At 36.5% G+C, this 24,961-nt stretch carries 23 protein-coding genes and 1 pseudogene; 1 reads left to right on the top strand and 23 read right to left on the bottom strand.

Annotation, left to right across the window (positions count from 1 at the left end; translation table 11 throughout):
- Window positions 1–19 precede the first annotated feature (19 nt).
- The 3 genes and pseudogenes from BFM98_RS03830 to BFM98_RS24215 form a co-directional block, all read right to left on the bottom strand.
- A complete protein-coding gene (locus BFM98_RS03830) occupies window positions 20–457 on the bottom strand; it encodes a YlbF/YmcA family competence regulator (protein ID WP_048391473.1) in 438 nt (145 codons plus the stop codon).
- Entirely contained in the window at window positions 458–2,011 is a 1,554-nt protein-coding gene (gene miaB / locus BFM98_RS03825; RefSeq protein ID WP_004225844.1) for a tRNA (N6-isopentenyl adenosine(37)-C2)-methylthiotransferase MiaB, read from the bottom strand.
- 782 nt (window positions 2,012–2,793) lie between these two features.
- Window positions 2,794–3,997 (bottom strand): annotated as a pseudogene (locus BFM98_RS24215) (IS3 family transposase); the annotation flags it as partial.
- Window positions 3,998–4,346: 349 nt separating this feature from the next.
- On the opposite strand from BFM98_RS24215, the gene BFM98_RS03810 reads away from it, so the two are divergent.
- Entirely contained in the window at window positions 4,347–5,075 is a 729-nt protein-coding gene (locus tag BFM98_RS03810; protein ID WP_233732487.1) for a hypothetical protein, read from the top strand.
- Window positions 5,076–6,472: 1,397 nt separating this feature from the next.
- Here BFM98_RS03810 and BFM98_RS24390 read toward each other — a convergent pair.
- The 20 genes from BFM98_RS24390 to BFM98_RS03715 all read right to left on the bottom strand — a co-directional run bounded on the left by BFM98_RS24390 (window position 6,473) and on the right by BFM98_RS03715 (window position 24,958).
- Window positions 6,473–6,601 (bottom strand): hypothetical protein, encoded by a 129-nt coding sequence (locus BFM98_RS24390; protein ID WP_255409654.1) that lies wholly within the window; start codon window positions 6,599–6,601, stop codon window positions 6,473–6,475.
- A gap of 51 nt (window positions 6,602–6,652) precedes the next feature.
- Window positions 6,653–7,921, bottom strand: coding sequence for a carboxylate--amine ligase (locus BFM98_RS03805; protein ID WP_066036565.1), 1,269 nt, complete (start codon window positions 7,919–7,921; stop codon window positions 6,653–6,655).
- A 115-nt stretch (window positions 7,922–8,036) separates the two neighbouring features.
- Entirely contained in the window at window positions 8,037–9,047 is a 1,011-nt protein-coding gene (locus BFM98_RS03800; RefSeq protein WP_048391480.1) for a histidinol phosphate phosphatase domain-containing protein, read from the bottom strand.
- The gene (locus tag BFM98_RS03795) at window positions 9,044–9,829 is read right to left on the bottom strand and encodes a DeoR/GlpR family DNA-binding transcription regulator (protein WP_048391482.1); all 786 of its coding nucleotides are present in this window, start codon (window positions 9,827–9,829) and stop codon (window positions 9,044–9,046) included. Before BFM98_RS03795 ends, BFM98_RS03800 begins: the two co-directional genes overlap by 4 nt.
- Window positions 9,826–10,827: an ABC transporter ATP-binding protein gene (locus BFM98_RS03790; RefSeq protein WP_066036564.1), complete on the bottom strand. Its 1,002-nt coding sequence runs from the start codon at window positions 10,825–10,827 to the stop codon at window positions 9,826–9,828. The genes BFM98_RS03795 and BFM98_RS03790 overlap by 4 nt, the downstream gene beginning before the upstream one ends.
- On the bottom strand, window positions 10,824–11,609 hold the full coding sequence (locus BFM98_RS03785) for an ABC transporter permease (RefSeq protein ID WP_066036563.1): 786 nt from the start codon (window positions 11,607–11,609) through the stop codon (window positions 10,824–10,826). Before BFM98_RS03785 ends, BFM98_RS03790 begins: the two co-directional genes overlap by 4 nt.
- On the bottom strand, window positions 11,606–12,451 hold the full coding sequence (locus tag BFM98_RS03780; protein ID WP_175400708.1) for an ABC transporter permease: 846 nt from the start codon (window positions 12,449–12,451) through the stop codon (window positions 11,606–11,608). The genes BFM98_RS03785 and BFM98_RS03780 overlap by 4 nt, the downstream gene beginning before the upstream one ends.
- A gap of 71 nt (window positions 12,452–12,522) precedes the next feature.
- Complete coding sequence (locus BFM98_RS03775) at window positions 12,523–13,359, bottom strand: alkaline phosphatase family protein (protein WP_066036562.1); 837 nt, start codon at window positions 13,357–13,359, stop codon at window positions 12,523–12,525.
- Window positions 13,349–14,437, bottom strand: a complete 1,089-nt coding sequence (locus tag BFM98_RS03770) for an ABC transporter substrate-binding protein (protein ID WP_066036561.1) — start codon at window positions 14,435–14,437, stop codon at window positions 13,349–13,351. The genes BFM98_RS03775 and BFM98_RS03770 overlap by 11 nt, the downstream gene beginning before the upstream one ends.
- Window positions 14,438–14,671: 234 nt before the next feature.
- A complete protein-coding gene (locus BFM98_RS03765; RefSeq protein ID WP_227744978.1) occupies window positions 14,672–15,049 on the bottom strand; it encodes an ELKS/Rab6-interacting/CAST family protein in 378 nt (125 codons plus the stop codon).
- A 150-nt stretch (window positions 15,050–15,199) separates the two neighbouring features.
- The gene (locus tag BFM98_RS03760; protein ID WP_254659981.1) at window positions 15,200–16,525 is read right to left on the bottom strand and encodes a sensor histidine kinase; all 1,326 of its coding nucleotides are present in this window, start codon (window positions 16,523–16,525) and stop codon (window positions 15,200–15,202) included.
- A 35-nt stretch (window positions 16,526–16,560) separates the two neighbouring features.
- On the bottom strand, window positions 16,561–17,223 hold the full coding sequence (locus BFM98_RS03755; RefSeq protein WP_066036559.1) for a response regulator transcription factor: 663 nt from the start codon (window positions 17,221–17,223) through the stop codon (window positions 16,561–16,563).
- A gap of 10 nt (window positions 17,224–17,233) precedes the next feature.
- Complete coding sequence (locus tag BFM98_RS03750) at window positions 17,234–17,989, bottom strand: lantibiotic immunity ABC transporter MutG family permease subunit (protein ID WP_066036558.1); 756 nt, start codon at window positions 17,987–17,989, stop codon at window positions 17,234–17,236.
- A gap of 3 nt (window positions 17,990–17,992) precedes the next feature.
- Complete coding sequence (locus BFM98_RS03745) at window positions 17,993–18,721, bottom strand: lantibiotic immunity ABC transporter MutE/EpiE family permease subunit (protein WP_066036557.1); 729 nt, start codon at window positions 18,719–18,721, stop codon at window positions 17,993–17,995.
- A 1-nt stretch (window position 18,722) separates the two neighbouring features.
- Entirely contained in the window at window positions 18,723–19,430 is a 708-nt protein-coding gene (locus tag BFM98_RS03740) for a lantibiotic protection ABC transporter ATP-binding protein (RefSeq protein ID WP_066036657.1), read from the bottom strand.
- A 193-nt stretch (window positions 19,431–19,623) separates the two neighbouring features.
- Window positions 19,624–20,490: a 2-oxoacid:ferredoxin oxidoreductase subunit beta gene (locus BFM98_RS03735; protein ID WP_054550546.1), complete on the bottom strand. Its 867-nt coding sequence runs from the start codon at window positions 20,488–20,490 to the stop codon at window positions 19,624–19,626.
- Window positions 20,490–22,229, bottom strand: a complete 1,740-nt coding sequence (locus BFM98_RS03730) for a 2-oxoacid:acceptor oxidoreductase subunit alpha (RefSeq protein WP_054550545.1) — start codon at window positions 22,227–22,229, stop codon at window positions 20,490–20,492. The genes BFM98_RS03735 and BFM98_RS03730 overlap by 1 nt, the downstream gene beginning before the upstream one ends.
- 263 nt (window positions 22,230–22,492) lie before the next feature.
- Window positions 22,493–22,759 (bottom strand): stage V sporulation protein S, encoded by a 267-nt coding sequence (locus tag BFM98_RS03725; protein ID WP_004224903.1) that lies wholly within the window; start codon window positions 22,757–22,759, stop codon window positions 22,493–22,495.
- A 177-nt stretch (window positions 22,760–22,936) separates the two neighbouring features.
- Window positions 22,937–23,734, bottom strand: coding sequence for a TIGR00282 family metallophosphoesterase (locus tag BFM98_RS03720; RefSeq protein WP_048391507.1), 798 nt, complete (start codon window positions 23,732–23,734; stop codon window positions 22,937–22,939).
- Window positions 23,735–23,848: 114 nt separating this feature from the next.
- Entirely contained in the window at window positions 23,849–24,958 is a 1,110-nt protein-coding gene (locus BFM98_RS03715; protein ID WP_066036556.1) for an acyltransferase family protein, read from the bottom strand.
- Window positions 24,959–24,961 lie beyond the last annotated feature (3 nt).

Here is a 24,961-nt window from a genome sequence, read left to right as displayed (position 1 = left end):
CTTTGATTTCTATAATCTGTTAAGAGCAGCTACCTGGTTGACTATTTTCTACGTATGAACCCGTTTCACCACGAAGAACATCGCCACCAGTTGAGCGAATAATTTCATTTGTAACATTATTTGCGATCGTATTTGAAACAAGTTGCAATAAATCATTCACATCGCCTTGTGATTCTTTAAATTGTTGCACAACTGGGATGGCATTAATTTCTTCCTCGATTTTAGCAATTTTATCTTCAATCATTTTTAATGCTTTTTCTTTCCCTAGGTGTTGGAAATTAACCGCTTGTTTTTGTAAGCTTTTTAAGCTTGCAATACGTTCACGTACTTGTTGATTTTCGTTAATTTGCGCTTCTGCCTTTTTGAAAAATTCAACCTCTGGCGTATTTGCAATCATATGTGCAATTTCATGTGATTTTTTAATTAAATCTTCTTTTGTATATAAGACTTGTGTCATTTATGCTTCCACCTTTTCATTTTTTACGACTTCCACAAATTCACCAGTAAGTGAATAGGATGTAGTCTCTGTTATTTTTACTTTCACTAATTGACCAATTACTTCTGCTGGTGCTTTGAAGTTAACTAAACGATTTTTCCTCGTATAGCCCGCTAACACATCGTCGCGTCGTTTACTTGTGCCTTCAACTAATACTTCGACAACCTGACCATTTAAACGCTCTAATGCTTTGCGAGAGTATTCACCCACCACTTCATTTAAACGTTGAAGACGCTCTTTTTTCACCTCTTCAGGTACATTGTCAATCATTTTTGCAGCTGGTGTACCTTCACGCGGCGAATAAATATACGTAAAGGCTGCGTCAAAGCCAACTTCACGGTATAAGGACAATGTTTCCTCAAACTGTTCCTCTGTTTCATTCGGATAGCCAACGATAATATCTGTTGTTAATGTTACTTCAGGTATTGCCGCTTTAATTCTATCCACTAAACCAAGGAAATGCTCGCGTGTGTATTTACGCGCCATAATTTTTAGCACGTCATTCGAGCCCGATTGTACTGGTAAATGGATATGCTCCACTAAGTTGCCACGCTTTGCAAGAACTTCGATTAAATGATCATCAAAGTCACGTGGATGACTCGTTGTAAATCGAATCCGCGGAATATCGATCTTTCTTAATTCATCCATTAAATCGCCAAGACGATAATCAATATCCTCAAAATCTTTACCGTAAGCGTTGACATTTTGTCCCAATAACATAATTTCTTTGTAGCCCGCTGCCGCTAGCTCACGAACTTCAGCAATGATTTCCTCTGGTCGGCGACTGCGCTCTTTACCACGTGTATATGGAACGATACAATACGTACAGAATTTATCGCAACCATACATAATATTAACCCAAGCCTTAATGGAGCCAAGACGTTTCTTCGGCAGATTTTCAATGACATCGCCTTCTTTAGACCAAACCTCTATGACCATTTCTTTCGACATATAGGCTTCTTTTAAAATGTTTGGCAGACGGTGAATATTGTGTGTACCAAATACCATATCGACATGTGGATAGCTTCTTAAAATTTTATTAACCACAGATTCCTCTTGCGACATACAGCCACAAACCCCGATTAGCATCTCAGGGTTTTTTCGTTTATATTTCAGCAGGAAACCAAGTTCTCCAAATACTTTGTTTTCTGCATTTTCACGAATAGCACATGTATTTAGCAAGACAACGTCAGCCTCTTCAATCACCTCTGTTGGTGTGTAGCCTAGCTGCATAAAAATCCCGGCCATTACTTCTGTGTCATGCTCATTCATTTGGCAGCCATAAGTCATGATATGATAACTTTTTCCCTCGCCTATTCCACGGAAACCGTTTTCTAAAGCATATTGAATATGTTCAGCTACTGTTTTACGTTTTTTTCCATCGATCATTGATGGCCCTTGAAAATATGTTGAATAATCTTTTTCTGATTCTTTATTTTTATTTTTCGGTAATGTTTTCAGTTGTTCTTGCTCTAATTCAAAAACACTCTTACCTGTTCTCATTTCTTCACTCACTAAACGGACGCTCCTTCCTCACAAATGAATTATACAATTATTTTTATGTTTTATCATTAATAAGCAAAAAGTAATTGTTACAAAACTAAAACGTCACATTTCCTGTCCATACAAATAATTTTTACTAATCCTTTATAATAGATGAAACTTCACCTTTCTCAATAGTTATAACAATAATTAGAATAGTTTATAAATAATTCCAAACCTTTGTTATTATTGATTTATATAAAACAAAGGAGTTTAGGCGTTATAGGCTTTACTGTTGTAGCTGACAAATCAGTGGAATTACAAACGATCTTGAAGGAAAACCCGACATAAGTAATTTTGAGTACAAACCAGGGTATTTTTGAGTAGATAATGATATTACTTCAATTTATGACTTACATTCAACTGCAAAAGATGAATTGTTAGTTGTAAATGGAGGCACAGCTTTGGACAGATTGCATTATTATCAAAGGTTACAAGTGAAGAATTTACACCTCTTTTAGCTAAAGAAGGTGGCGGTTCAAAATATATAATGGCTTTAGCTCAAACTGTTATTGTTGATGGTAAAACTGTGTCGAACAATTTGTTTTCAGATTATTTGTTCTACAATCAAAACAGGCTATACTAATATTATTTTGGAAGCAACACCCTCAAAGTTATAAAACTAAAGCTAATGAATACGAAAATGTACGAACATTGAAAGATTGAGATATTATTGATCAATAATAAATAACAAAAGACACCAGAGTAATGAACTGCTCCCTGTCAAGTAGACAGTGGAAATAATAAAAAATGTATTAAGCGGCTTGAGCCCTGAATTCTAAAGGACTCAAGCCGTTTAATCGTTTCTGATAACGATAGTAATTATAAAAATGAATATAATCATCAATCGCTAGTTTTAACCCTTCATATGAATCGAACTTATGCAAATAATACTTCTCACACTTCAATGTGCCCCAAAATGATTCAATTGGTCCGTTATCAATACATCGACCAACACGGGACATACTTTGTGTTATATTGGCTGTTTCCACAATTCGTTTAAATCCCTTCGATGTATATTGAAAACCTCGATCACTATGTATTAATGGCTGCTCGCCTGATTGTAATGATTGAATAGCTGATTTTATTGTTTTGAAAACAAGGGAATTATTATTCGAATGACCTAACACATAACTCATAATTGAACCATCATATAAATCGATAATTGCACTTAAATAAGGTTTTTTCCCGTTTCTATACTTAAACTCTGTGACATCTGTACACCATTTTTCATTTGGCTTTTCCGAGGTAAATGCCCGATTAATACGTTCTCCGCCACTGATGCGCTGGAGATTTACGATAAGGCTTTCTCTTTCGCCTAATAACGGACTTCAATCCACTCACCTGCATTAAACGATAAATACGCTTCTCGTTAACCGTCGCTTGATTATTCTTTATTCGCTGACGATTGATTGTCAATGTCATACGACAATAGCCGTAAATGCCATCTACTTGGTGGTAAAGGAGATCAATATCCTTTGAAATGGCTTCATTTTCAACTTCTCTGTTAGATGGCTTACGACTTAGCCACTTATAGTAAGCGGCGCGCGAAACACCCACGATTTCACATAATAAAAGAATCGAAAGTTTCTCCTCTTGGTGTAATTCTTGAATTGCTAAATAGCGTTGTTGTAAGCGAATTTGGCTTAGCGACGCCTCCTTTCGATTTCCTCTAACTTTTTTAAAAATAGATTTTCAGCACGTAAGCACTCATTTTCACGCTCGATTCGTTTGATTTCTAACCTTAAGTTTTTCTTCGGCTGTTAATTCAACTTCATTTTTTGTTCGACCGCGATGATCACGTAATCCCTCTTCATCAGTCGCTTCAAATTTCTTCACCCAATGGTATACCTGTTGATACGAAACATCATAGGCTTGTGCTGCTAATTGATAATTTTTCTGGCTCTTTAAACAGTAGTTGACAATTTGAATATGTTCCTCAAACGTTTTCTTTCTTCCTTATATAGAACTATTTACTTATGCAATATTTGCACAGATTTAATAAATTATTTAAATTTAAAATGTACAGATTTAATATTTCATAAATCGAATATTTAAATAAAGCACTACGTTAAATAAAGATTATGAAAAGCTATATAATTTTATCTTTGGTTAAAACCCTATTAATAATTCCACAATTGGATAATCATTATCAAAATTGTTAATATTTGTTTATTTTTGTAAATTATTACGTTATTATATAAATAATCTACTAGAAGGAGGTTACTAAATGGAAATAATATAGTTTACTAGATATTGGTTGTCACACAGTGTTGAGAATCATATTATTAAAAGGATGGGATAAAAAATGAAAAAAATTATTACAGGAATCGTTGCAATAATTTTTATGTTTTCAATAACAACGCAGTTTCCCGCAACCGCAGCACAAATAGAAAATGAAACAATAGATAATTTATCGACTATTCTTACAAGTGTATTAGAATTAGATAAAGAATTTGATAAAACAATAGGTTTCGATGGAGACTATATTGCTATAGATACTAATTTAGCAAAAAAACAAGGTGCAACAGATTCTGATATCAAGCTTGCAATATCAAAAGTAAATGAACATAATCAAATAATAAACGATACATTGGCTATACAGCCATTTGTAACATATGATGAAAATGGTTTTTATTTTGATGAAGAGTCAGCTAGAAAAGAAAATGTATCTGAAGACTTAATTGAGTCTACTACAAAAGACTTTGAATTAATGAATTCTGTCCAGCCGTTAGCTGCATGTAACGGTAAAAGTAAGTATGAAAAGACTTCAGTTGGATTCTATACTTACTTTGATAGTTGTCAAGCTTCCAAGATAATAACTTATATTCAAATTGGAGCAGGAATAGCTACACTTGGAGCTGCTATCGCTGCCTTTATTGCTCCTCCTCTTGGATTAGCTACTATTATTGCAATAGGATTAATTGATATTGGGGCAACTGCCTTAAACTTATCAAGCGTTAAGGACTGTGGATTATGGATTAAATGGACAGGTACAGTAAATCCAGATCCTTTCTGGATAGGTTCTCAATGTTAATTATTAATAAAGGGGGATAGTTGTGTTATCTATAGTTCCTATTATTCTTTTTGGTATTTCACTCACCCTTTGTATTGTACTATTTCTTAGAATGAATCGAATCAAAGAACGTAAAGAGAAATTACCTCTAATAATTCTATTTAGTTTCACTCTACTTAGTTTTTTAGTGCTATTGTATTCTGCACTATTTCATTAAATAACATTGTTATTTTTTTGAAGTGGGAATGAGCAGAACCTCTGAATCAGACTACTATTCAGAACGATGAAAGCTGAAAAAACACTCATTTGTTTTAGAGTTAAAAACAAATGAGTGTTCTTTTTTATGCTATTCTAGGTCACGTGCGCACACGCCTTTTCTTATACTACACTATATTTACAATGTCATAAAATTACCATAAAATACACACTCATTTTCACTTATATATTTTGTCATTTAAACATAAATTGATATGATAATAGTGGGGATTAAAGAATAACTTAAAATAACAAATATACCTTTTTAAGAGGTGATAAGAGATTGAGCTATAAGTATGATTTGTCGATTCGGCAAATATAAATCGGTAAAATTTAAATATTCTCATCAAAATATGTTTGAATATTCCGAAACTGTTATTGCAATAAATAACCAAAAGAAAAAGCACAGTCTGTAAAGATAAGATTCTATCATTTCATTTTTAAAAATTATTTCTTTAAAAGACCAATAATTCTACTAATTTTATAGGAAACTAAATAATTCTCTACATTTCTCTCTATCTCCACTTCCTTCTAAAAGCGAATATATTTGAAGTAATTCAAAATAACCTTAGTGCCCCACTATTTTTATTTGATATCTAAGTGACTTTTTTTAAAAGCCGCAGCAACTATATAATGTATTGTATCAGATACATAATTGTTATATCTGTAATCTGAATAGCTACTTTCTCTTAGATAATCAATTAAGCGAATTAAGTCTCCATCGAAAAAATCTTTGAGATGTTTTCGTTGATATCATTTCAATATTAATAAGATTATTGGTTAAATCTTTTCCTACTGTTGGTTTAGTTTTTCTTCTAAAGTCAACAAATCAATCTTTATATCTTTAAATTCATTAGATAAACTTTAAATAATTTGATTTCTGATTTATACAATTTATGAAAATACTCTATAGCTTTTAATTGTTCGATATTATCCACAGCTCTCTCAAAAGAGTCTTTCCTAACCCTATTGTCATACACATGTGAACTCGCTATTAAAAGATTTTATAAGCATAATCAATATTATATTCACTAATTATTTTTAACAAATTGAAATACCCATCATTTTCAATTTTATTTTTGCGCAATTCATCCGTTATTTCCAATAAAGCTGTACTACAATATTTTTTTACTATATTTGAAGGTACCAATTTTATTTATCAGTTATTCGAAGCTTTCTAAAACAATTTCATCTAAAAGATAATCCTTTCTTTGATTCATTCTTATTAAAGCATTTTCTATACCTAAATTTAATGTCTCATAACGCTTTTCAATATCTAAATCACTTAACAAAATGAAATAATAAATACGAATCTTAAAGCCCTATCCTTCATTTCACATATGCTAACCATTGCTTTTGTTAAAATACTTGCTGTATTTTATCTGTAAATATGAATGATACAATTTCAGCTTTATCCAACGCTTGATATTCATATCTTCTTTATATAGTAATGCATCCGTGTATTGCCCTTCTTTCATTAATTGCTTTGCTTCTATTTTTAATTTTTCATTCTTCATGTATTTAAATAGCGTTTTTGCAGGAAGTAGTGACCATACATGCTTCGTCTGGACATATGTTCGTTCATGATTAACCTGGTATAAATAATCATCCACCACATATTGCATTAAATTATACCCGCTTGCGGTCACATAGTAGCTTGAAGCCCCTGCTCGCAAATTCATTTCAAATAGCTTGTATTTCCCGTCCCTTGCATCATATTTCATATCAAAATTAGCAAAGCCCGTATAGCCGATGTCCTCTAAAAAATGCCGAATGGATTCCATTAGCTGTTCATCATAATCGGTCATAACAGCTAAAGAAATACCTTTGTTTTGTGGAGATGGATCTTCGAGTAGCTTGTTGCTAAGACACATTAATTTTACTTTTCGATCTCTTCCTACATATACATCTAGAACACGGATATAGGAATCGTCGCCTGGAATAAATTCTTGAACGATTAAGGTGTCTTGATAGCTAGAACGATAAATACAGCGAATAATGTGCTGCATCTCATCTGCATCGTGCACTAGATATATTTTTTTCTTTTCAGGAAAGGAACAGTTCGTATATGCCACGGTATTGGAGGGTTTAATAATAATGGGATACTGGATTGGAATTTCTCTATTTGGATGATGTTCCTTTGTTATAATGATGGTTTTGGGGTATTTTAACTGATATTTATCACAAAGCCTGTAGAACTTCTCCTTTGTTTGCACCCTATTTAGTAAAGCCTGATCAATGTAAGGTAAAATAAAGTACTTTTCAAGCTGCTCTTTATTTTCAATGATAAGCTCTGCATAGTAGCAGTCACAAACTAATAAAATCAATTTCTTTTGTTGGCACTGCATGGCCAATCCCACTAGCACTTGTACAAAACGGGTAGGATCATCTAAATGTTCAACGTATTGAAAATCCAGAATACCGCTATTCTGCGTGGCAATTCCCTGTGAGCCTTTCAAAAGGAGTGAGCGCATCGTCCTCCCTTTTTTTGCTGGCTCAATGACAAGACTTTTCATGCGGTAGGCTGCATAAAATGAGCGTGCTACCCCGTACGCATGCTGACCCGATTGTATAATAATAGGTAAAAAGGGTTGTTCTTTAATAGATGTCAATCTGAATCGCCTCACATTATAAAAATGAATTTAATCATTTGTATGCGAGTAAAATTGTACTTATGTAATACGAATAAAAGGCACTACATTGAAGCTTTAGTGCCCTTTACTCAACCTATAACGTCATCATTTTTTTCACTCTCTGTTCAAAGGAGGCAATAGCTTGAACGCCATAACCCTTTAGCAGCTCTGTATTGGCAAATGTATATTTACCTAAATCATCTGGGAAATGTGCATCAGAGGATACAGTAAAAGCAACTCCATGCTCAAGTAAGGTTTGTAAAAAACGAGGACCCGGGCACATTTCCTGTACAGGGTAACGATAATACAGCCCGGCATTGATTTCAGTGGCGGTTTCAGTAGACGTTAGTGCCTTTGCAATACGTTTATACCAAACTTCAAGAAACGCACGATCCTCCACCTGATAATTAAATACTTTAAAATTATCTAAATGGGCAACAAAATCAAACATATTGGAAAGAATCATTTTCTCTACTACTTTAAAAAAACGCTCATAATTTTGTTGTAAAGAGGGTTGATCCATTTGCTCAAAAAGATACTTTGTTTGTGGATTATCAAAGCCCCACCCATCAACAAAATGAACAGAACCAATTACATAATCCCAAGGATAACCTGCTAGCAAAGCAGTTAATTCCTCCTCACCACCAACAAAATAATCTGCCTCTATACCAAGTCTCAGTGTAATGCCATGTTGACGCCATTTTTCCTTTGCCTGCTGAATGGTCGTCACAAAAGCATCCATATTTTCTGTCATCACACGATCCAGCCAATAGCGCTGAATTTGTCCAATTTTACTTTCATCCAGCCTCATAAATCGCTCAAAATAGGCACGCGTTTCTTGAAAACGATATAAGTGATCGACAATCCCCACCTCACGTAAGCCGAGCTGCTTTGCCTGTTCAAGATATAAATCCAACCATTCCTCACTATAACAGCCATTTTTCACACGCCTTGCTAGACGCTGTAAATGACAAGTTATTTGTTGTTTGGAGCCTTTTTCCGTTTCATCATCCGGATAAAAAAACTCCAGTGCCTGCGATGTACGCTCTAGCCAGCGAAATGAATAAGGTCCCTCTTCTAAATGTACGTGATAATCTATTGTCATCCACTCTTCCCTCCATTACATATCGTCCATTTTTCCTCATAAGCCTGCCATTCTAATGGACAAGTGCTTTCGCAAAGAATTTCTGTACATTCATCAAGATGACAGATTTGAAAAAATGATTTGCCATTAATTTTAGATGCATCGGCTAATAAATAACTCACTTTGCTATGCTTGAGCATTTTCTTTGAAATAAGAGATTCATCCAAATCGTAATCATAAACAATGCCCTCACTCATGCCACCACACGATAAAAAGGCCTTATCAAAATTCATATTATCTAGCATTTCTAACGTCATAGCACCTGCAACAGAAGATTGTTTTGGATTCGCCGTACCTCCTAGTAATATGACCTTGCCTGTCATGCGTCGTTCTTCTATGGCTAAATTAAATTGAATAGCTGCTGCAATTGAATTCGTTACAACTGTTATATCTTCCACAGCTAGTAAAAAATCGGCTATATGTACTGTTGTAGTACCTGTATCTACTGCAATAGTATCGCCGTCGCAAATGCGTTTTGCAGCAATACGAGCAATTTGTCTCTTTGCGTCCTTGTGCATTTGTAGCTTGCGTAAAAATACCGGTTCATTACGTACATTCGTATATTTAATAGCCCCGCCATGAACTCTTGATAATAAATGCTGTTGTTCTAATTCATCAAAGTCTCGGCGAATTGTTTCTGGTGCTACCTGAAGGGCATCGGCAATATTGGCAACAATAATTTTCCCTTCAGAATCTAATTGTTTTAAAATAAATTCAAATCTTTCCAGTTTAGCGTAAGTCATGATAGCGCAATCACATCTTCTTGTGCGACATAACACTTATAGGATTTTCCCATTTCAATCGAATACCCTTGTTGATGCAGTTGTTCCATTGTAAACGCCATTTCTCCTTCAAACGTAGTACGAATAATATTGCCGCTCATTAATGATTGTTTGGCAACCCCAAAGAGACATAAGTCCCCATCTCGTTGATCGAGATGTAACGCCTCAGGTCGTATAGCAAATTTCGTGGCTTGCTCTATTAAAGATGCTCCAAGCATTTTTTCTAAAGTTTGGCGAGGAAAAACATTATAATGACCGATAAAATTAGCAATAAATTCATTATTTGGTTTCGTATAGATTTCCGTTGGCGTACCATTTTGGGCAATGCTGCCATTATTCATGACAAATATTCTATCCGAAACAGCCATTGCCTCTTCCTGATCATGAGTAACTAGAATCATTGTCATATTTAATTTTCGCTGAATTGCTCGTAAATCTGCTTGAAGTTTTTTGCGAATTTGAGCATCAAGCGCACTAAGCGGCTCATCTAATAACAGTACTTTAGGTCGGACAATTAATGCACGGGCTAGAGCAACACGCTGCTGTTGACCTCCAGATAATTCTTTCGGATACGCATTAGCTTTCTCACTTAGATGAACAAGCGCTAGCATTTCATGAACACGCTGCTCTATATCTGCCTTATTAACTTTTTGCATACGCAAACCAAAAGCAACATTTTCGAGCACAGTCATATTAGGAAAAAGTGCATAGGATTGAAAGACCATACCCACTTGACGATCCTTCGGTTGTACCCCACTCATATTTTTTCCTTCAATCAAAATCTTACCTGCCGATGCATCTGTTAAGCCTGCAACAATACGCAAAATCGTACTCTTTCCACAGCCACTAGGACCTAATAGTGTGATAAATTCTCCTTTTTGAATTTCCATATGAATATTGGTTAAGACAGATACTTGTCCATATTTTTTATGCAGCCCTTCAATAACAAGATAACTCATAGATTTGTAGCACCTTTCGATCGTTTCGTTACGATAGCAATGACGAATGTTAAAAGACCCATTAGCACGAGATAGATGAAAACAACAGCACTAGCAATATGTCCACTTGTGCTAAGCTTTTTCATTAAATAAATTTGAACGGTTTCAAAGCGAGAACCTACAACAAGATTAATTAAGACAAACTCACCAAATAAGACAGAGAAGGATAACAATGCCCCTGCAAAAAAGCCTGGATAAACGGTAGGCAGTAAAATTTTTGTGAATGCCTGCCTTTTGGATGCGCCTAGTAATTGAGCGGCATCAAGTAGCTGCCTCGCATCTATATTTCTTAAACTATTTCGTGTACCTTGATAGATATAAGGAAGAATTCCCACAACATAGGCACCTAAAACAACAAATATCATCGGTATACCTATTTGGCTATAAACGCGTATAAGCCCTACAGCTAAAATGATTCCTGGAAAAGAATACACCATCACCACTGCCATCTGTATCCATTTTTCATATCTTGGAAAGTATAGGACGATGACGAAAATGGCTGGCACAATGACAAGGAGTGCAATGCTAACTGCCCCCCCTGCTAAAAATACTGAACGACCAAATGCCTGAATAAAATCGGTATCCTGAAACAATGTGGAAAGCCATTTTAGTGTGAGTCCTTCTGGCAATATCGTTTTATTCCATTTTGTTGCAAACGCATAGAGCATTGTTGCTAACACTGGTAATAGTAAATATCCCACGAGCAGAAGGAAAAAGAAATCAGCCAAACCACGCCTTTTCATTTTACTTTCCTCCTTGTTTTAGAGATGCTCCACTCACTGATCAGCATGGCCGTCACCATTGTCACTGCTAATATAACTGCAATGGCACTGGCTAGCTCTGGCTGAGCAAAAATATCACCTTTTATTAAGGAGCCGATACGAATCGCCACTAAATTATAATTACTACTTGTTAATGCATAAGCAGAGGCATACGCGCCCATTGCATTGGCGAACAATACACTAAAGGTTCCCACAATTCCTGGGAGCATAACAGGGAGACCAATTTTCATCCAAAACTGCCAGCTAGATGCACCAAGAAGGGCTGCCGCCTCCTTCCACTGTTGCTGAATTCCATCATAAATGGGATATAGCAGCATTAGTGATAATGGCAGCTGAAAGTAAATGTAAATAAGTAACAAACCGCTCCAACTGTATAATGAAAAGGATGTCAACGCCTCAATATCCCATTTGTCAAATAACAATGTAAATAAACCACTATTGCCAAGTAAAACGATAAAAGCAAATGCTAGCGGAATACCTGAAAAATTGGAGGTTAAGTTCGTAAGTATTAAAATCTTCTCCCGTATTGGCTCTGAAAACTTCATCATAGCATAAACTGCAAACAAGGTGATAAGTAACGCAATCATAGCTGAGATAACAGATAAAGTAATACTATTTTTAAAACCTTGAAGAATGTAGTCGTTCGTAAAAATTGATTCATACTGCTTCAGAGTAAAGCCCTCACTATTTTGAAAGCTTGTAATGAGCATATATAGGAGCGGTACTAAGAAAAACAGTAATAGTAATACAAGAAAAGGCGAAAGCCAAGCAATGGATTGCCGCTTCGATATCAACACACTCACTTCTTTCTATAAATGACTTGCGGCTCATGGGGATAATAGCCGCTCCTTATAATAAGAGCGACTACTATTATTTAAACCTCTTTTGCTGTAAACACACCTTCTAACAGGAGTGGTACCATATCTTCAGCAGGCTTGATATTTAATAAATGACAGCACAGTGGTGCAACTTGTAATTGAGAAATAATGCCTTCTTTTATGCCAGCCTTTACAGCATCTGAAATGACAAATAGCGGGACATGACGATCCTCATGTGTGGTACCGCCATGATTACCATCTCTTGTCATGCCATGATCAGCCGTAACGATAACCTCATAGCCCAGCGCCATACACTTTGGAATAAACAAGGATAGTAAAGCATCCATCGCTAAAACTCGATTGCGATATTGAGCAGAATCTGCCGTAAATTTGTGACCATCATCATCAACATTCATTGGATGAATATACAGGAAATCAGGCTGCTTTTGAGCCATTAACCATGCTGCATCGGCAAATACATGACTATCTGGATAATGATCTTCAAAATAGAACATACCATTGTCAATTGGTAAATGTGTATCGAGTTGTAGCCTGTCCTCCATATGATTAAATGGCGCTCTATTATAAAGCTCACTCACCCAATAATAGGCGGAGGCTGCTGTAGTTAAACCATGCTCCTTTGCGATATGAAAGATACTTTGCCCTTTCGATAAACGCACTGTCATATTGCTGGTAACGCCATGTACAATAGGGGGTGTACCTGTTAAAATCGTCTCATACAATGGTCTTGATAAAGAAGGCACCTCTGAGCAAACCTTATAGCGAGCAGCTACCTGACGCTCGACTAAATGGTGCAAGAACCCCATATGTGTGCAGGCTGTGTCAAAGCGCAAGGCATCGATAACAATGAGAACCACTTTGTTATTTTGCATGGATTAACACCTGTTCTTGATAGAGTTGTGGGATTTGCTTTGTTGTATCTTCCCATTTCTTTTGGTCTTTAACAGGTTGTGCATTCGTATACATATCAGCAGGTAATAGTAAATCTTTTACATCCTGTGGTAATTTCACTCCGTCCCGAATTGGACGCGCATAGCCTTTTGCTAAATTTTCTTGACCTGCATCAGATAAAATATATTCACGTGCTAGCATGGCAGCATGTGGGTTTTTGGCATATTTATTAATTACCGTTGCATAACCAGAAGTGACAGATCCCTCCTTAGGTATCACTACATCAAAGCGGTCCTCATCAATTTGATGACGATAACCTAATGCATTAAAGTCCCATAAGATCGCAACATCTATTTCACCTTTTTCTAGGTTTGCTACTGATGGATCTCCCTGTAGACGTCCTTGCTTCGCTAATTCAGCAAAGAAATCTATACCTGGCTGGATGTTGGACTCATCTCCACCAAATGCCATAGCCGCTGCTAAGATGGCAAACTGTGCTTGGTTAGCTGTTAATGCATCCCCAATACTTACTGTGTAATCTCCATTTTTTAGGTCTTCCCATGATGTTGGAGCATTCTTCACATTATTTTTATCTGTCAAAAAAGAAATGGTTCCTGTATAGCCAACAATCCAGTGTCCTTCATCATCTTTAGCCCAATCAGGTATTTCATCCCAATAAGACGTTTTGTATGGTAATGTTAAGCCCTTGTCCTTAGCGATTGGTCCAAAAGCAATCCCGACATCTCCAATATCTGCCGTAGCATCATCCTTCTCTGCTTCAAACTTCGCTAACTCCTCTGCACTCGACATGTCCGTATCCTTGTGTTTGATGCTATATTCGGTCCCGAGTTCCTCCCAGGTTTCTACCCAGTTCGCCCATGTATCTGGCATACCGACAGAATTAACAGTGCCCTCTTCCTTTGCTTTTTCTGTAATGTCCTCAAGCGATAAATCCTTGTTTACCTCATTTGCACTAGATGAACTGTCAGAACAAGCTGCCAACATGGAAATAGCTAATGCACCAATTAGACCTTTTTTCCACAGTTTTTGAATTGCCATGTGTTGGACCCTCCATTAGTTTTGCTTTATTTTTATTTGCTTACAAACGTTATGTTATAAAACAAACATTAAGCAAGTATGGAGGTGTTAAGAATATTTAGTAAAAATTATTGAGGAATTATAAATATCTATGAATTTAATGAATAAATGAAGTAGGCTTGTAAAGCTAGCGGGGGAAGATAAGAAAAATCTAAGTATGTATACGTTTGCTTTACAGACGTACACATACTTAGATTATTTGGAGAGACCTAAAAAATCAGCATATGTATGCGGCTCATTTTCCTTGAGAATTGTTAAAAATGTAAATGCCAATTGCACAACTGACCACCATCTCATATTGTAGGACATTTCAAAACGAGAGGGCTCTAATGAAAAGACATCTTGAAAAATATCTAACGGTTCTATTTGCTCATCCTTTAAAATGGATAGAAAGCCAAGAAATAACGTATGATCTTTAACCTCAATCAATTTGTCCTCTACAAGAGCATCAATATTTTCAGGGTGTTGAAAATTACATTGTGTAGCTACATAACGTTCTAAATCCTGAGCACGCTTTCGGTCTTCACGTTCCTTTTTTTTTGCAATAAAATCAATGACGTTATTCACGTACATCGCCTCTTTTTTTCTTTTATTGTAGCATTTTTTTAAAGAATATTGCCTGCACCGCCCCCTACAATTTTTACATGAAACCTTTAATTGTGCTTTTACTCGCGGTTGATCGCTAAATACTAGTGAATCCAATAAAAAAAAGACATCTTATAATTAAGACGTCGCAATGGTGACTATCACTTTTCCTCCTCCCGTTATGGAATCATTAGCCAACGTTAGTGTTCCACCATGTTTTTGAATGATGGACTCGGCAATATAAAGACCCATGCCATGATGATTTGCTGTATTTCTACTTGGATCTCCCCGATAAAATTGCTTTGTGGCTTCCTTTACATCTTGCGGTGAAAAACCAGCACCACTATCTATCACAGTAAAATGAATAACATCTGCCTCTCCCTGAACAGATAAAGTGACTTTGCTATTATATGGCGTGTGCTCTATAGCATTGACAATCAAATTTAATAAAGCCCGATAAAAAAGCTCCTCCTCTATCATAAAGACATCAGGCAGTTTATCCTTTTCTACACTAACTTCAATATTTTTTTCTAAAGCAAGTGCCTTCATTTGCTGTTCTAGCTGTTGAATAAATGAAGCCATCTCTACAGTTGTTTTTACACCACCAACACTTTGCTCCATATTGGAAATATCTAATAATTGCTTTGTGAATTTTTCAATTTCTAGTGTATTTTTTAATATATAAGTGTTGTATTCTTTTTGTACTTCATCTTGAACAGTATCCAATAAAAGTTCCGCATTTCCTCGAATAATCGTAAGAGGTGTTTTCAAATCATGGGCAAGGGCAGAAATTTGTTCTCTGCGCGCGCGCTCTGCTTGCCATTGTTGTGTCAATGAAGTATTTAATGCTTCCTTCATCTGCTCAAAAGAAAGTGCAATATCATCAATTTCTCGAATCCCAGATGGTTTTAAATGAAAATCTAAATTTTGATGTTGGATTTTTTCAATGGCTTCTTGTAAGCCCATCATTTTTCGTTTAAGTCTTCTGCCGAAATGCACAGCAAGCACCGTTGCCTGTATGATAACGCCTATAATAAACAATAGTAAAACCGTTAATTGAGGATTAGGTAAATATTTTCTCATAACAGGTGTGCGATACTCAGGGACTAAACCATAGCGTAAAATGCACACTTCCTGTTCTCGCTCAACGAATGCATAAAATCGAGCATTACTTTTCGTCTCTCCCTTCTGCTTTAAACGCCATGCATGGGAAGCCTCTTTTTCTGTTAAAGTACCAGAAAGAAATTCACCCTTATTAGAAATCACTGCGTAGTCTACAAGATCAGGGATCATCTCGTCCGTTACTGAGCTGCTTGTAGCAATTCTGTCTTTTGCTAAAGTGATTTGTGTCTCTGCATAATTTGCAGGTAAAATAATATTAGCTGAAAAGGCAAACATAAATAGACCTATTAATAGTGCAACTAAAATAATGATGCCAATGCAAAGAAAAAATAAATATCTCAAGAAAAATGTATGCAGATGTGTTCCTTTCCTCGGTTTTACGGTTTCCACTTATAGCCAATCCCCCAAACCGTATCAATGACTTCTATATCAAATGCATGTAGCTTTGAACGAATATTTTTAATATGCTCTGTTATCGCTGTACTGTCACTTTTGCCATCAAATCCAAAAATTGTTTCGTATATCTGCTCTTTTGAGAAAACCTGACCACGATGCCGTGCTAAAAATTCACATATTTCATACTCACTTTTAGTTAGCAGGACGCGCTCATTCTGAACAAACAGTTCTTTACCAGAAAGATTAAAGTGAACTTTATCGCTATAAAGGATGTTCCGCTTTTCTCTGCTTTCCCTTCGGATATGCGCATTCACCCTTGCCCGTAGCTCTCCAATGCCAAACGGTTTAATCAAATAATCATCTGCGCCTAGGCCTAAACCATACATCACATCTTCTTCTAAGGATTTAGCTGTAAGAAAAAGAATAGGACAATCTACAGCATGCCTAATTTGCCCACACAATGTAAAGCCATCCATAATAGGCATCATCACATCAAGCAAAATTAAATCAAAGGAACCTAAATCCATCTTGCCTACTTCTGTCGGTTTAGACACAATGGTTACCAAGTGATCATCTTTATAAAGTGCATTTTTTATCAGCATTAAAATATCCACTTCATCATCCACTACTAATATATTTGCCATAATTCACCCTCTAATTTTCAGATGCTCTATCTTCCCATCTCCAAAACCATAAACAAGACAGCGTAAAAGTCAATAGGATACCCCCTAAGCACGCCATTATGCCCGTCTGGATACTTGTTTCGAGCAATGTTAAATTTGTTCCTGTCGATGATAAAATCCATAAAGAAACAAAATGGCCGCTCCATCCATAAGGTAAAAAGGGCCAAATACGATCCCCTAAGCCTGTAAGCAATAGGGCGACCAGCAGAGCTTCTACAATACCTAAACCAATCGAAGCGCCTTTACCAAATTGGAAGCTTACAAACAAATGTAACATATAGAAAATCACATGACTGCCGAATAGAATACAAGCAGCCATACTATAAAATGAATAGCCCAAATCTACTTCATGTAATAGTTCTCTAAAGCCAAAACTAAAAATAGCTATAGATAGAAAGATGGCTCCAAAGCTAAACAATAATAATAAGATAAGCTTGCTCATATATGTCTTTATTTTTATGTTTGTTGTAGCTAGCATACCTTGGAAACGACCAGCGTTTGCTTCCTGCTCAGATGCCATAGCACATACTAATCCTATTATAATTGGTAGTCCACAAGCCAGCCCCTGAAAATAGGCAGTTACTTTTCCTTGAAAATTCCATGGCGAATAGGAGTAGTAGGCTAAAAATAGCCCAGAAATAGCAAGGGGGACAAGTATATGTGTCAGCAAAAAAGGTGTTCGTTTTGTTTTAAGGCATTCCACTCTTAATAATCGTAACATGTCCATCCGCTATTTCGCCTCCCTTTTTGTGAACCACTTCGCCGTAGGAAAGCTAATCATCATAAACCAAGCTAATGCTATCAGTAAGCCTGGAAGTATAACGCCTTTATCCAATAAAGGACTACCTTGTGGTACTAATAGACCATTTGGTAATATGCCAAGTGTCGAACATAACAAACGAGGACCAATCGCAAATGGATAGTAATACCACATTTCCCCATCTGCAAAGGCAACAATCCCTACGATATTGGCTACTACATTGAGTAAGATGGTCAAATAGGTACCTAGTTTAGCTGCTAAGAAAAGACATAAAGGTATTTGCCACAAAAACGTCAGGAAAATAACAAAAGTACTTAGTAAACTGCTCGCTATTGGTAAACTATGACCAAATAGCAAGCCTCCAGCCGTAATTCCTCCAAAGAAAATAATCGTAATCAGAAAAAGCCATATGCTTGATGTTACTATTTTTCCTAGCCAAATCCTTTTAAGATCAAGTGGTAAGGCAAGAATACTATGGTATTTTATTTTTTTATCCTTTTCGATCACTAAGGCACAGCAAATCGTCAGTGCACCTGGCAGAAGCATCGTATACCACCAGTTATAAGCTCCTGTTTGAAAATATTCACCTCCCATAAGTACAGCGCTTATAAGTAAGGTTATAAGTGGCGTAAGCCAAAGTAATTTGGGAATAAAAGTTCGCTTACATTTTAATTGTTCCGCTTTCATAATGGCTATCATGCTAGTAACCCACCTTTCTATTGGTGGCAACAACCTGCATGAATAGTGATTCTAATTCCTGACCTTGCGGTGATGGTCCCTGATAGCCAAGCTTGCCATTAGCAATAATGCCAATGTCATCCACAACCTGTTCCACCTCTGACAAAATATGACTAGATAAAATCACAGTGATGCCTTGCTCTGGAAATGAGCGAATAAGCTGACGAAGCTCCTGTATACCAATAGGATCAAGTCCATTTGTAGGTTCATCTAAAATTAACAGCTTTGGCTTGTTTAGCAGCGCAATCGCTATACCTAATCGTTGCTTCATTCCTAAGGAAAACTGCCCCGCCCGTTTTTTTCCTGTATTCGTTAAATCTACAATTTTTAATACTTCTTCAATACGACTTTGCGGTAGACCTAATGCTATCGTGCGAACTTGTAAATTTTCCGTTGCTGTTAAATTATCATACAGGGGAGGTGTTTCAATTAACACGCCGATGTCCTGTAAATCATTTCGTGTCCATGTATGTCCATTAAAAATGATATTCCCAGCATCTGGTCGTAACATACCTGTCATCATCTTTAATGTTGTGGATTTCCCCGCTCCGTTTGGTCCAAGTAAACCGTAGACCGTATTACGTTGGACTTCTAACGCTACATTATCCACAATTTTTTGCCCTTTAAACGACTTATTAAGATTTTCTGTCTTTAATATCAAGTCTTTCATCATTAGTCATCATCCTTTCGATGACCTTAGTGTAAAAAAAAATTATAAGGATTTTATAAGGATTCAATATCAAAATACTCGCGGTAGCTATGCGTTTACCCGCGATGGATCACTAAATACTCGCGATTCTTTCATCAAGCATAAAAAAAGCATTTGGAATGACTTCATTCCAAATGCTTCGATCTCATCAATTTTACATAAATTCTTTTACTAAATCATTAAAATCATTTTCGCTCATTTTGATATCGATATCTGTTAATGGTAATTCAGAGTAGCCAGGTACTTTTTCTTGATACGACGTTGTTTCCGTATCATGATAAATAATGCCTGTTACTAACCCCTCGTGTTCCATCACTGTACGCATTGCCATACCACGATTTGAGTGATCATAACCTTCAACATCTGCTAATTTTGTTAAATTTTCTTTAAACCAATCATATGTGTTCACTTTGTTATACGTTACACAAGGTGAAAAGACATTGATAAATGAGAAACCTTTATGGTTAATACCAGCTTCAATTAGTGCTGTTAATTCTTTAATATCTGTAGAGAAGCCCTGCGCCACAAATGTTGCACCACTTGTTAACGCTACCTCTAATGGTTTCAATGATGGCTCAATCGCTCCACCTGGTGTAGATTTTGTAATAAATCCAGCAGCTGAACGTGGAGATGTTTGACCTTTTGTTAAACCATAAATTTGGTTATCCATTACAATATAAGTTATATCAATATTACGGCGGATGGCATGAATTGTATGCCCCATACCAATAGCAAATCCATCACCATCACCACCAGAAGCGATAACATGTAAATCACGATTAGCCATTTTCAATCCCTGTGCAATCGGAAGTGCACGACCATGAATACCATGGAATCCATAAGAATTGATATACCCTGAAATTCGACCTGAACATCCAATTCCCGAAATGACAGCAAGTTCATTTGGTTCTATGCCGACATTTGCAGCAGCACGTTGAATAGCTGCTTGTACTGAGAAGTCTCCACAGCCTGGGCACCAGTTTGGTTTCACTGTATTACGAAAATCCTTAAATGTTGCCATTAGCGAGTCAACTCCTTCACACGATTTTCTAATTCACCAGGCAAGAATGGTGTACCATTATATTTAGTGATTGTCGCGATTTTATCGTGACCACCAACATTCATCTTCATAATATTAGCTAATTGACCTGTATAGTTATTTTCTACAACGATCACCTTTTTCGCTTGTGCAACAAGAGGTGCTATTTCTGCAGATGGGAATGGGTGAATTAAACGAATATGGGCATGATTCACTTTCATTCCTTGTGCATTCAGTCGTTCTTGCACTTCTTCAATAGCTCCTCTTGTTGAGTTAAAGCCTACTAATAAAATATCGGCTTCCTCATGTGGTGCATTGACAAAGACTGGGTTATCAAATTTCAAGCTCTCTAATTTGCGGAAACGTTTATCCATCTGAGTTTGGCGATTACCCGTTGCCTCAGATGGCTTCCCTGTTTCATCATGTTCAACACCTGTAACGTGATGAATACCATGCAATGTACCTGGTAAGACACGTGGTGAAATGCCATCTTCTGTATCTTCGTAACGCTTGAAGTAGGCTTTATCTGCCGCTTCCTCAAGATCATCCATCACAATTTTACCGCGACGAATTTCAATTTTATTATAATCAAATGGCTCAACAGATTGTTTACCTAGAGATAATTGTAGATCTGTCATTAAGATTACTGGTAATTGTAATTCCTCTGCAATGTTAAATGCTTGGATCGTATCAAAGAAAGCTTCCTCCATTGTAGAAGGTGCAATGACTACTTTAGGAATTTCTCCATGAGTACCGTAAAGCATAGCCATCAAGTCAGATTGTTCTTGCTTAGTTGGTAACCCAGTTGAAGGGCCTCCACGTTGTGTATCCACTACTACTAAAGGTTGCTCTGTCATACCTGAAAGACCAATTGCTTCCATCATTAATGAAAGACCAGGACCAGCAGAAGCGGTAAAGGAACGTACACCGCCAAAATTAGCGCCAATAGCCATTGTTGCTGCTGCAATCTCATCTTCCGTTTGGATGACCGTTCCACCGAATTTCGGCAATTTTTTAATCAAGTATTCCATAATTTCAGACGCTGGTGTAATTGGGTATGCTGCCATAAAGCGTGTCCCAGCAGCTAATGCACCAAGTGCTATCGCATCGTTCCCAATCATAAACATACGACGTTTACCATCTGCAGGTGCAAGCTCCCATTCGCCTATACGATCAACTAACAGCTCATTCATAATTTGACGACCACGTGTAATGGCTTCCATATTTTTTTGTACGACTTCTTCGCCCTTTTTACCAAAAATATCATCGACAACATTTTGGAATACTGCGTCTTCTAGGTTTAGCAATGATGCAGTTGCGCCGATAGCCACCATGTTTTTCATTAACGAAGTACCAAGCTCTGCTGCTACTTCTGTAAACGGTACTGCAAATAATGGTGCTTTTGAATCCTCTGGTTTAACAGGATCAAATTTTGCATCGGCTAAAATAATACCCTTTTCTGTAAGCTCTTTATAATTGACATCAATTGTTTCTTGATCGAATGCCACTAAAATATCTAAATCATCCGCAATTGAACGTACTTCTGTTGGACGAACTGTAATTTTATTATTCGTATGGCCACCTTTAATTCGAGAAGAGAAGTGACGATAACCGTATAGGAAATAACCTAGACGATTCATTGCCATTGAGAAAATCTCACCTGTACTCTCAATCCCTTCACCCTGTTGCCCACCGACTTTCCATGAAAGCTGATGTAACATGTCAACAACTCCTTAAATCCAATGTGTACTATTATTTTTCCTTCATAAGTTTAACACGAAGAAACCGTCTGGACTATTGTTTCTCCACGATTTAGGCGAAAATCAGACCTTTGACTGAAAATCCTGTTCATAAAGTTGTAATTTTCAAATCTAAGCAAAATCACGCCCCTATTTCAAGTGACATCTATCATATGTAAAACAGGAAAACGAAAAAATGCTCCGCCACAATATTATGTGACAGAGCATTTTACTTCATTACTTTTTTATCGAATACGTTTTTCCACTAGCAGCTTTAATGCTGTTCGTTCTTCTCCAGCAATCAAAATATCGGCAAACGCCGGCGCGCAAATTAAATCTGTGCCACTTGGCGCTACAAATCCGCGTGCAATGGCCACTGCTTTCACGGCTTGGTTAAGTGCACCTGCCCCAACTGCTTGCATTTCTGCCTGCCCTTTTTCTCTGATTACCGCGACTAATGCACCTGCAACTGAATTTGGATTAGAGCGTGATGATACTTTTAATGAATCCACAATTATTCCTCCCCGTTTCGCGAATAGTGTTTACGCTCAACAACTCATGTCCCCCTTTTTGGACCTCAAGTTATTGTCCGTAGCACATTTTATGCTCCGCAAAACGGAAATAGACTAGTTTGACAAAGAAACCTATATCCCCGTAAAAGAAACGTAAAAAAACATTCTTCGACTTATCTACCCTTGAAATGGATAGTCTTCATTTATATAAATGCGTTCACAGGCAATAGCTTTTCCTGTTCGATCATCCATCTCTACAAAGAAACCACTCAAAACCTCTCGCCCTTTTTTCGGAACTTCAAAACGAGATGGCATGTTTGTTTGGAATTTATAGATGACACTTTCCTTCGTCATACCTAAAATTTCATCGTACGGCCCTGTCATACCAACATCCGTGATATACGCCGTACCTTGTGGGTAGATTCTTGCATCTGCTGTTTGCACATGTGTATGTGTCCCAACAACCGCTGAAGCCTTTCCATCTAAATGCCAACCAAGAGCGATTTTTTCACTAGTCGCTTCAGCATGAAAATCCACGAAGACAAGTGGAGATATTTGTCGAGCCTCTGCAATCAATTGATCTGCCATTGCAAACGGATCCTCATGTGGCGGTAAAAATACGCGACCATGTAAATTAATGACAGATAATGTCACGCCATTTTTAGAAATCTGAACCATACCTTTACCAGGTGCTTCACTTGAAAAGTTTGCCGGACGGATTAAGTAATCCGCGTCATCAATAAAATCAAAAATATCTTTATTGTCCCATGTATGATTCCCCATCGTAATAACATCTACACCCATTTGTAGCAAGCTATTATAAATATTACGAGTAATCCCTCGTCCTGCCGCAGCATTTTCCCCATTTGCAATCACAACATCTGGATTATACTTCTTTTTTAAGCGAGGTAAATATTTTTCCACCGCATCTCGACCAATTGAACCAACAATATCACCAATAAATAGAACTTTCATTATGCAAGACCACACTTTCTCTAAATAACATCTTTTAGTTTACCATCTTTGCTTTGGCAATCGCAAAGTAAAACGCAAGCCTTACCACATTTACACGTTTAAATACCCGTTTATTTAGGATTTCTGGATGGGAAATTGTGCATCTTTTTTATTAGAGGAGTCCCCATTGGTATTGAGTTGCCCTATAAAAAAAGCACCTAATTTCCATTTACTCATTATATATGTTATACAAATGGAGCAACTGAGACTGACAATAAATGAAATGGCAATGACAGAAAATACACTTAATGTTTCGATAAAATTCGTTAAAAAAATTTTAAGTAGGCTATTAACTAGGGGATGTAATAAATATATACCGAAGGAATAACGACTAATAAAAATGATAAATTCCGGCATTTTTCTTCTGTTACTCGCGATGAAAAATAACAGAAAAGCTACACTGAATGTATAAAGGATAACGTCTATTCTCTTTGAATGAACTTCCGTAATAATACCTGATAATTGAGTGGTTAGCAAAAGACTTACTGTGATTAGTAATACTGCTAGTAACAGAAAACGAAAACGCTGTAACCACGATAGAAATTTATCATAATTTTTTCCACAGTAATAAGCTACTGCAAAATAAGCAATCCACGCAGGAAATGGCATCTTATTAAAAAAATCCCATTGTAAACTAGTATACGCTAAATCAGGAAAATACTTAAATGGATCCAAAAAATTAAAAAAGGCTAAGTAACCAAAATTAATGATAAAAGCAGTCATTATTACTTTATAGGCAGGGTATCTTGAGGCAATAAATTTCACAAAAAATGGATGAATGATATAAAACTGAAAAATGATCACGATAAAATAACCATGGAAATCACCTTCCAAATAATTTAGTAGTAGTTTTTTAGCAAATTCAATAGAAGGCGATTCAATTGATTTAAGAACGGCATCAAGTAGTCCAATAAAAAGAAATGGCGTTAACATATATTTATAACGTTTTACATAAAACTTTTTCGGCAAACGATCTGAATAGGAATAGGCAATGACAAACTCTGAGATAAATATAAAAAGAGGTGTCCCGAACATAAAGATCAGCTGAATAGATGTCAGGATTACGAATAGTGGACCTTCTTCTATGTCATACATGTTTAATGCCAACGTGACACTATGCATTAACACAATCCCTAAGCAAGCAACGTATCGTAGTAAATATATTTCTTTGACTTCTCGCTTCATCAC

The sequence above is a fragment of the Lysinibacillus sp. AR18-8 genome, from assembly GCF_001705465.1.
Taxonomy (GTDB): Bacteria; Bacillota; Bacilli; order Bacillales_A; family Planococcaceae; genus Lysinibacillus; species Lysinibacillus capsici.
The sequence above is the reverse complement of the archived record's forward strand: the minus strand, read 5'-3'. Positions and strand labels throughout refer to the sequence as shown.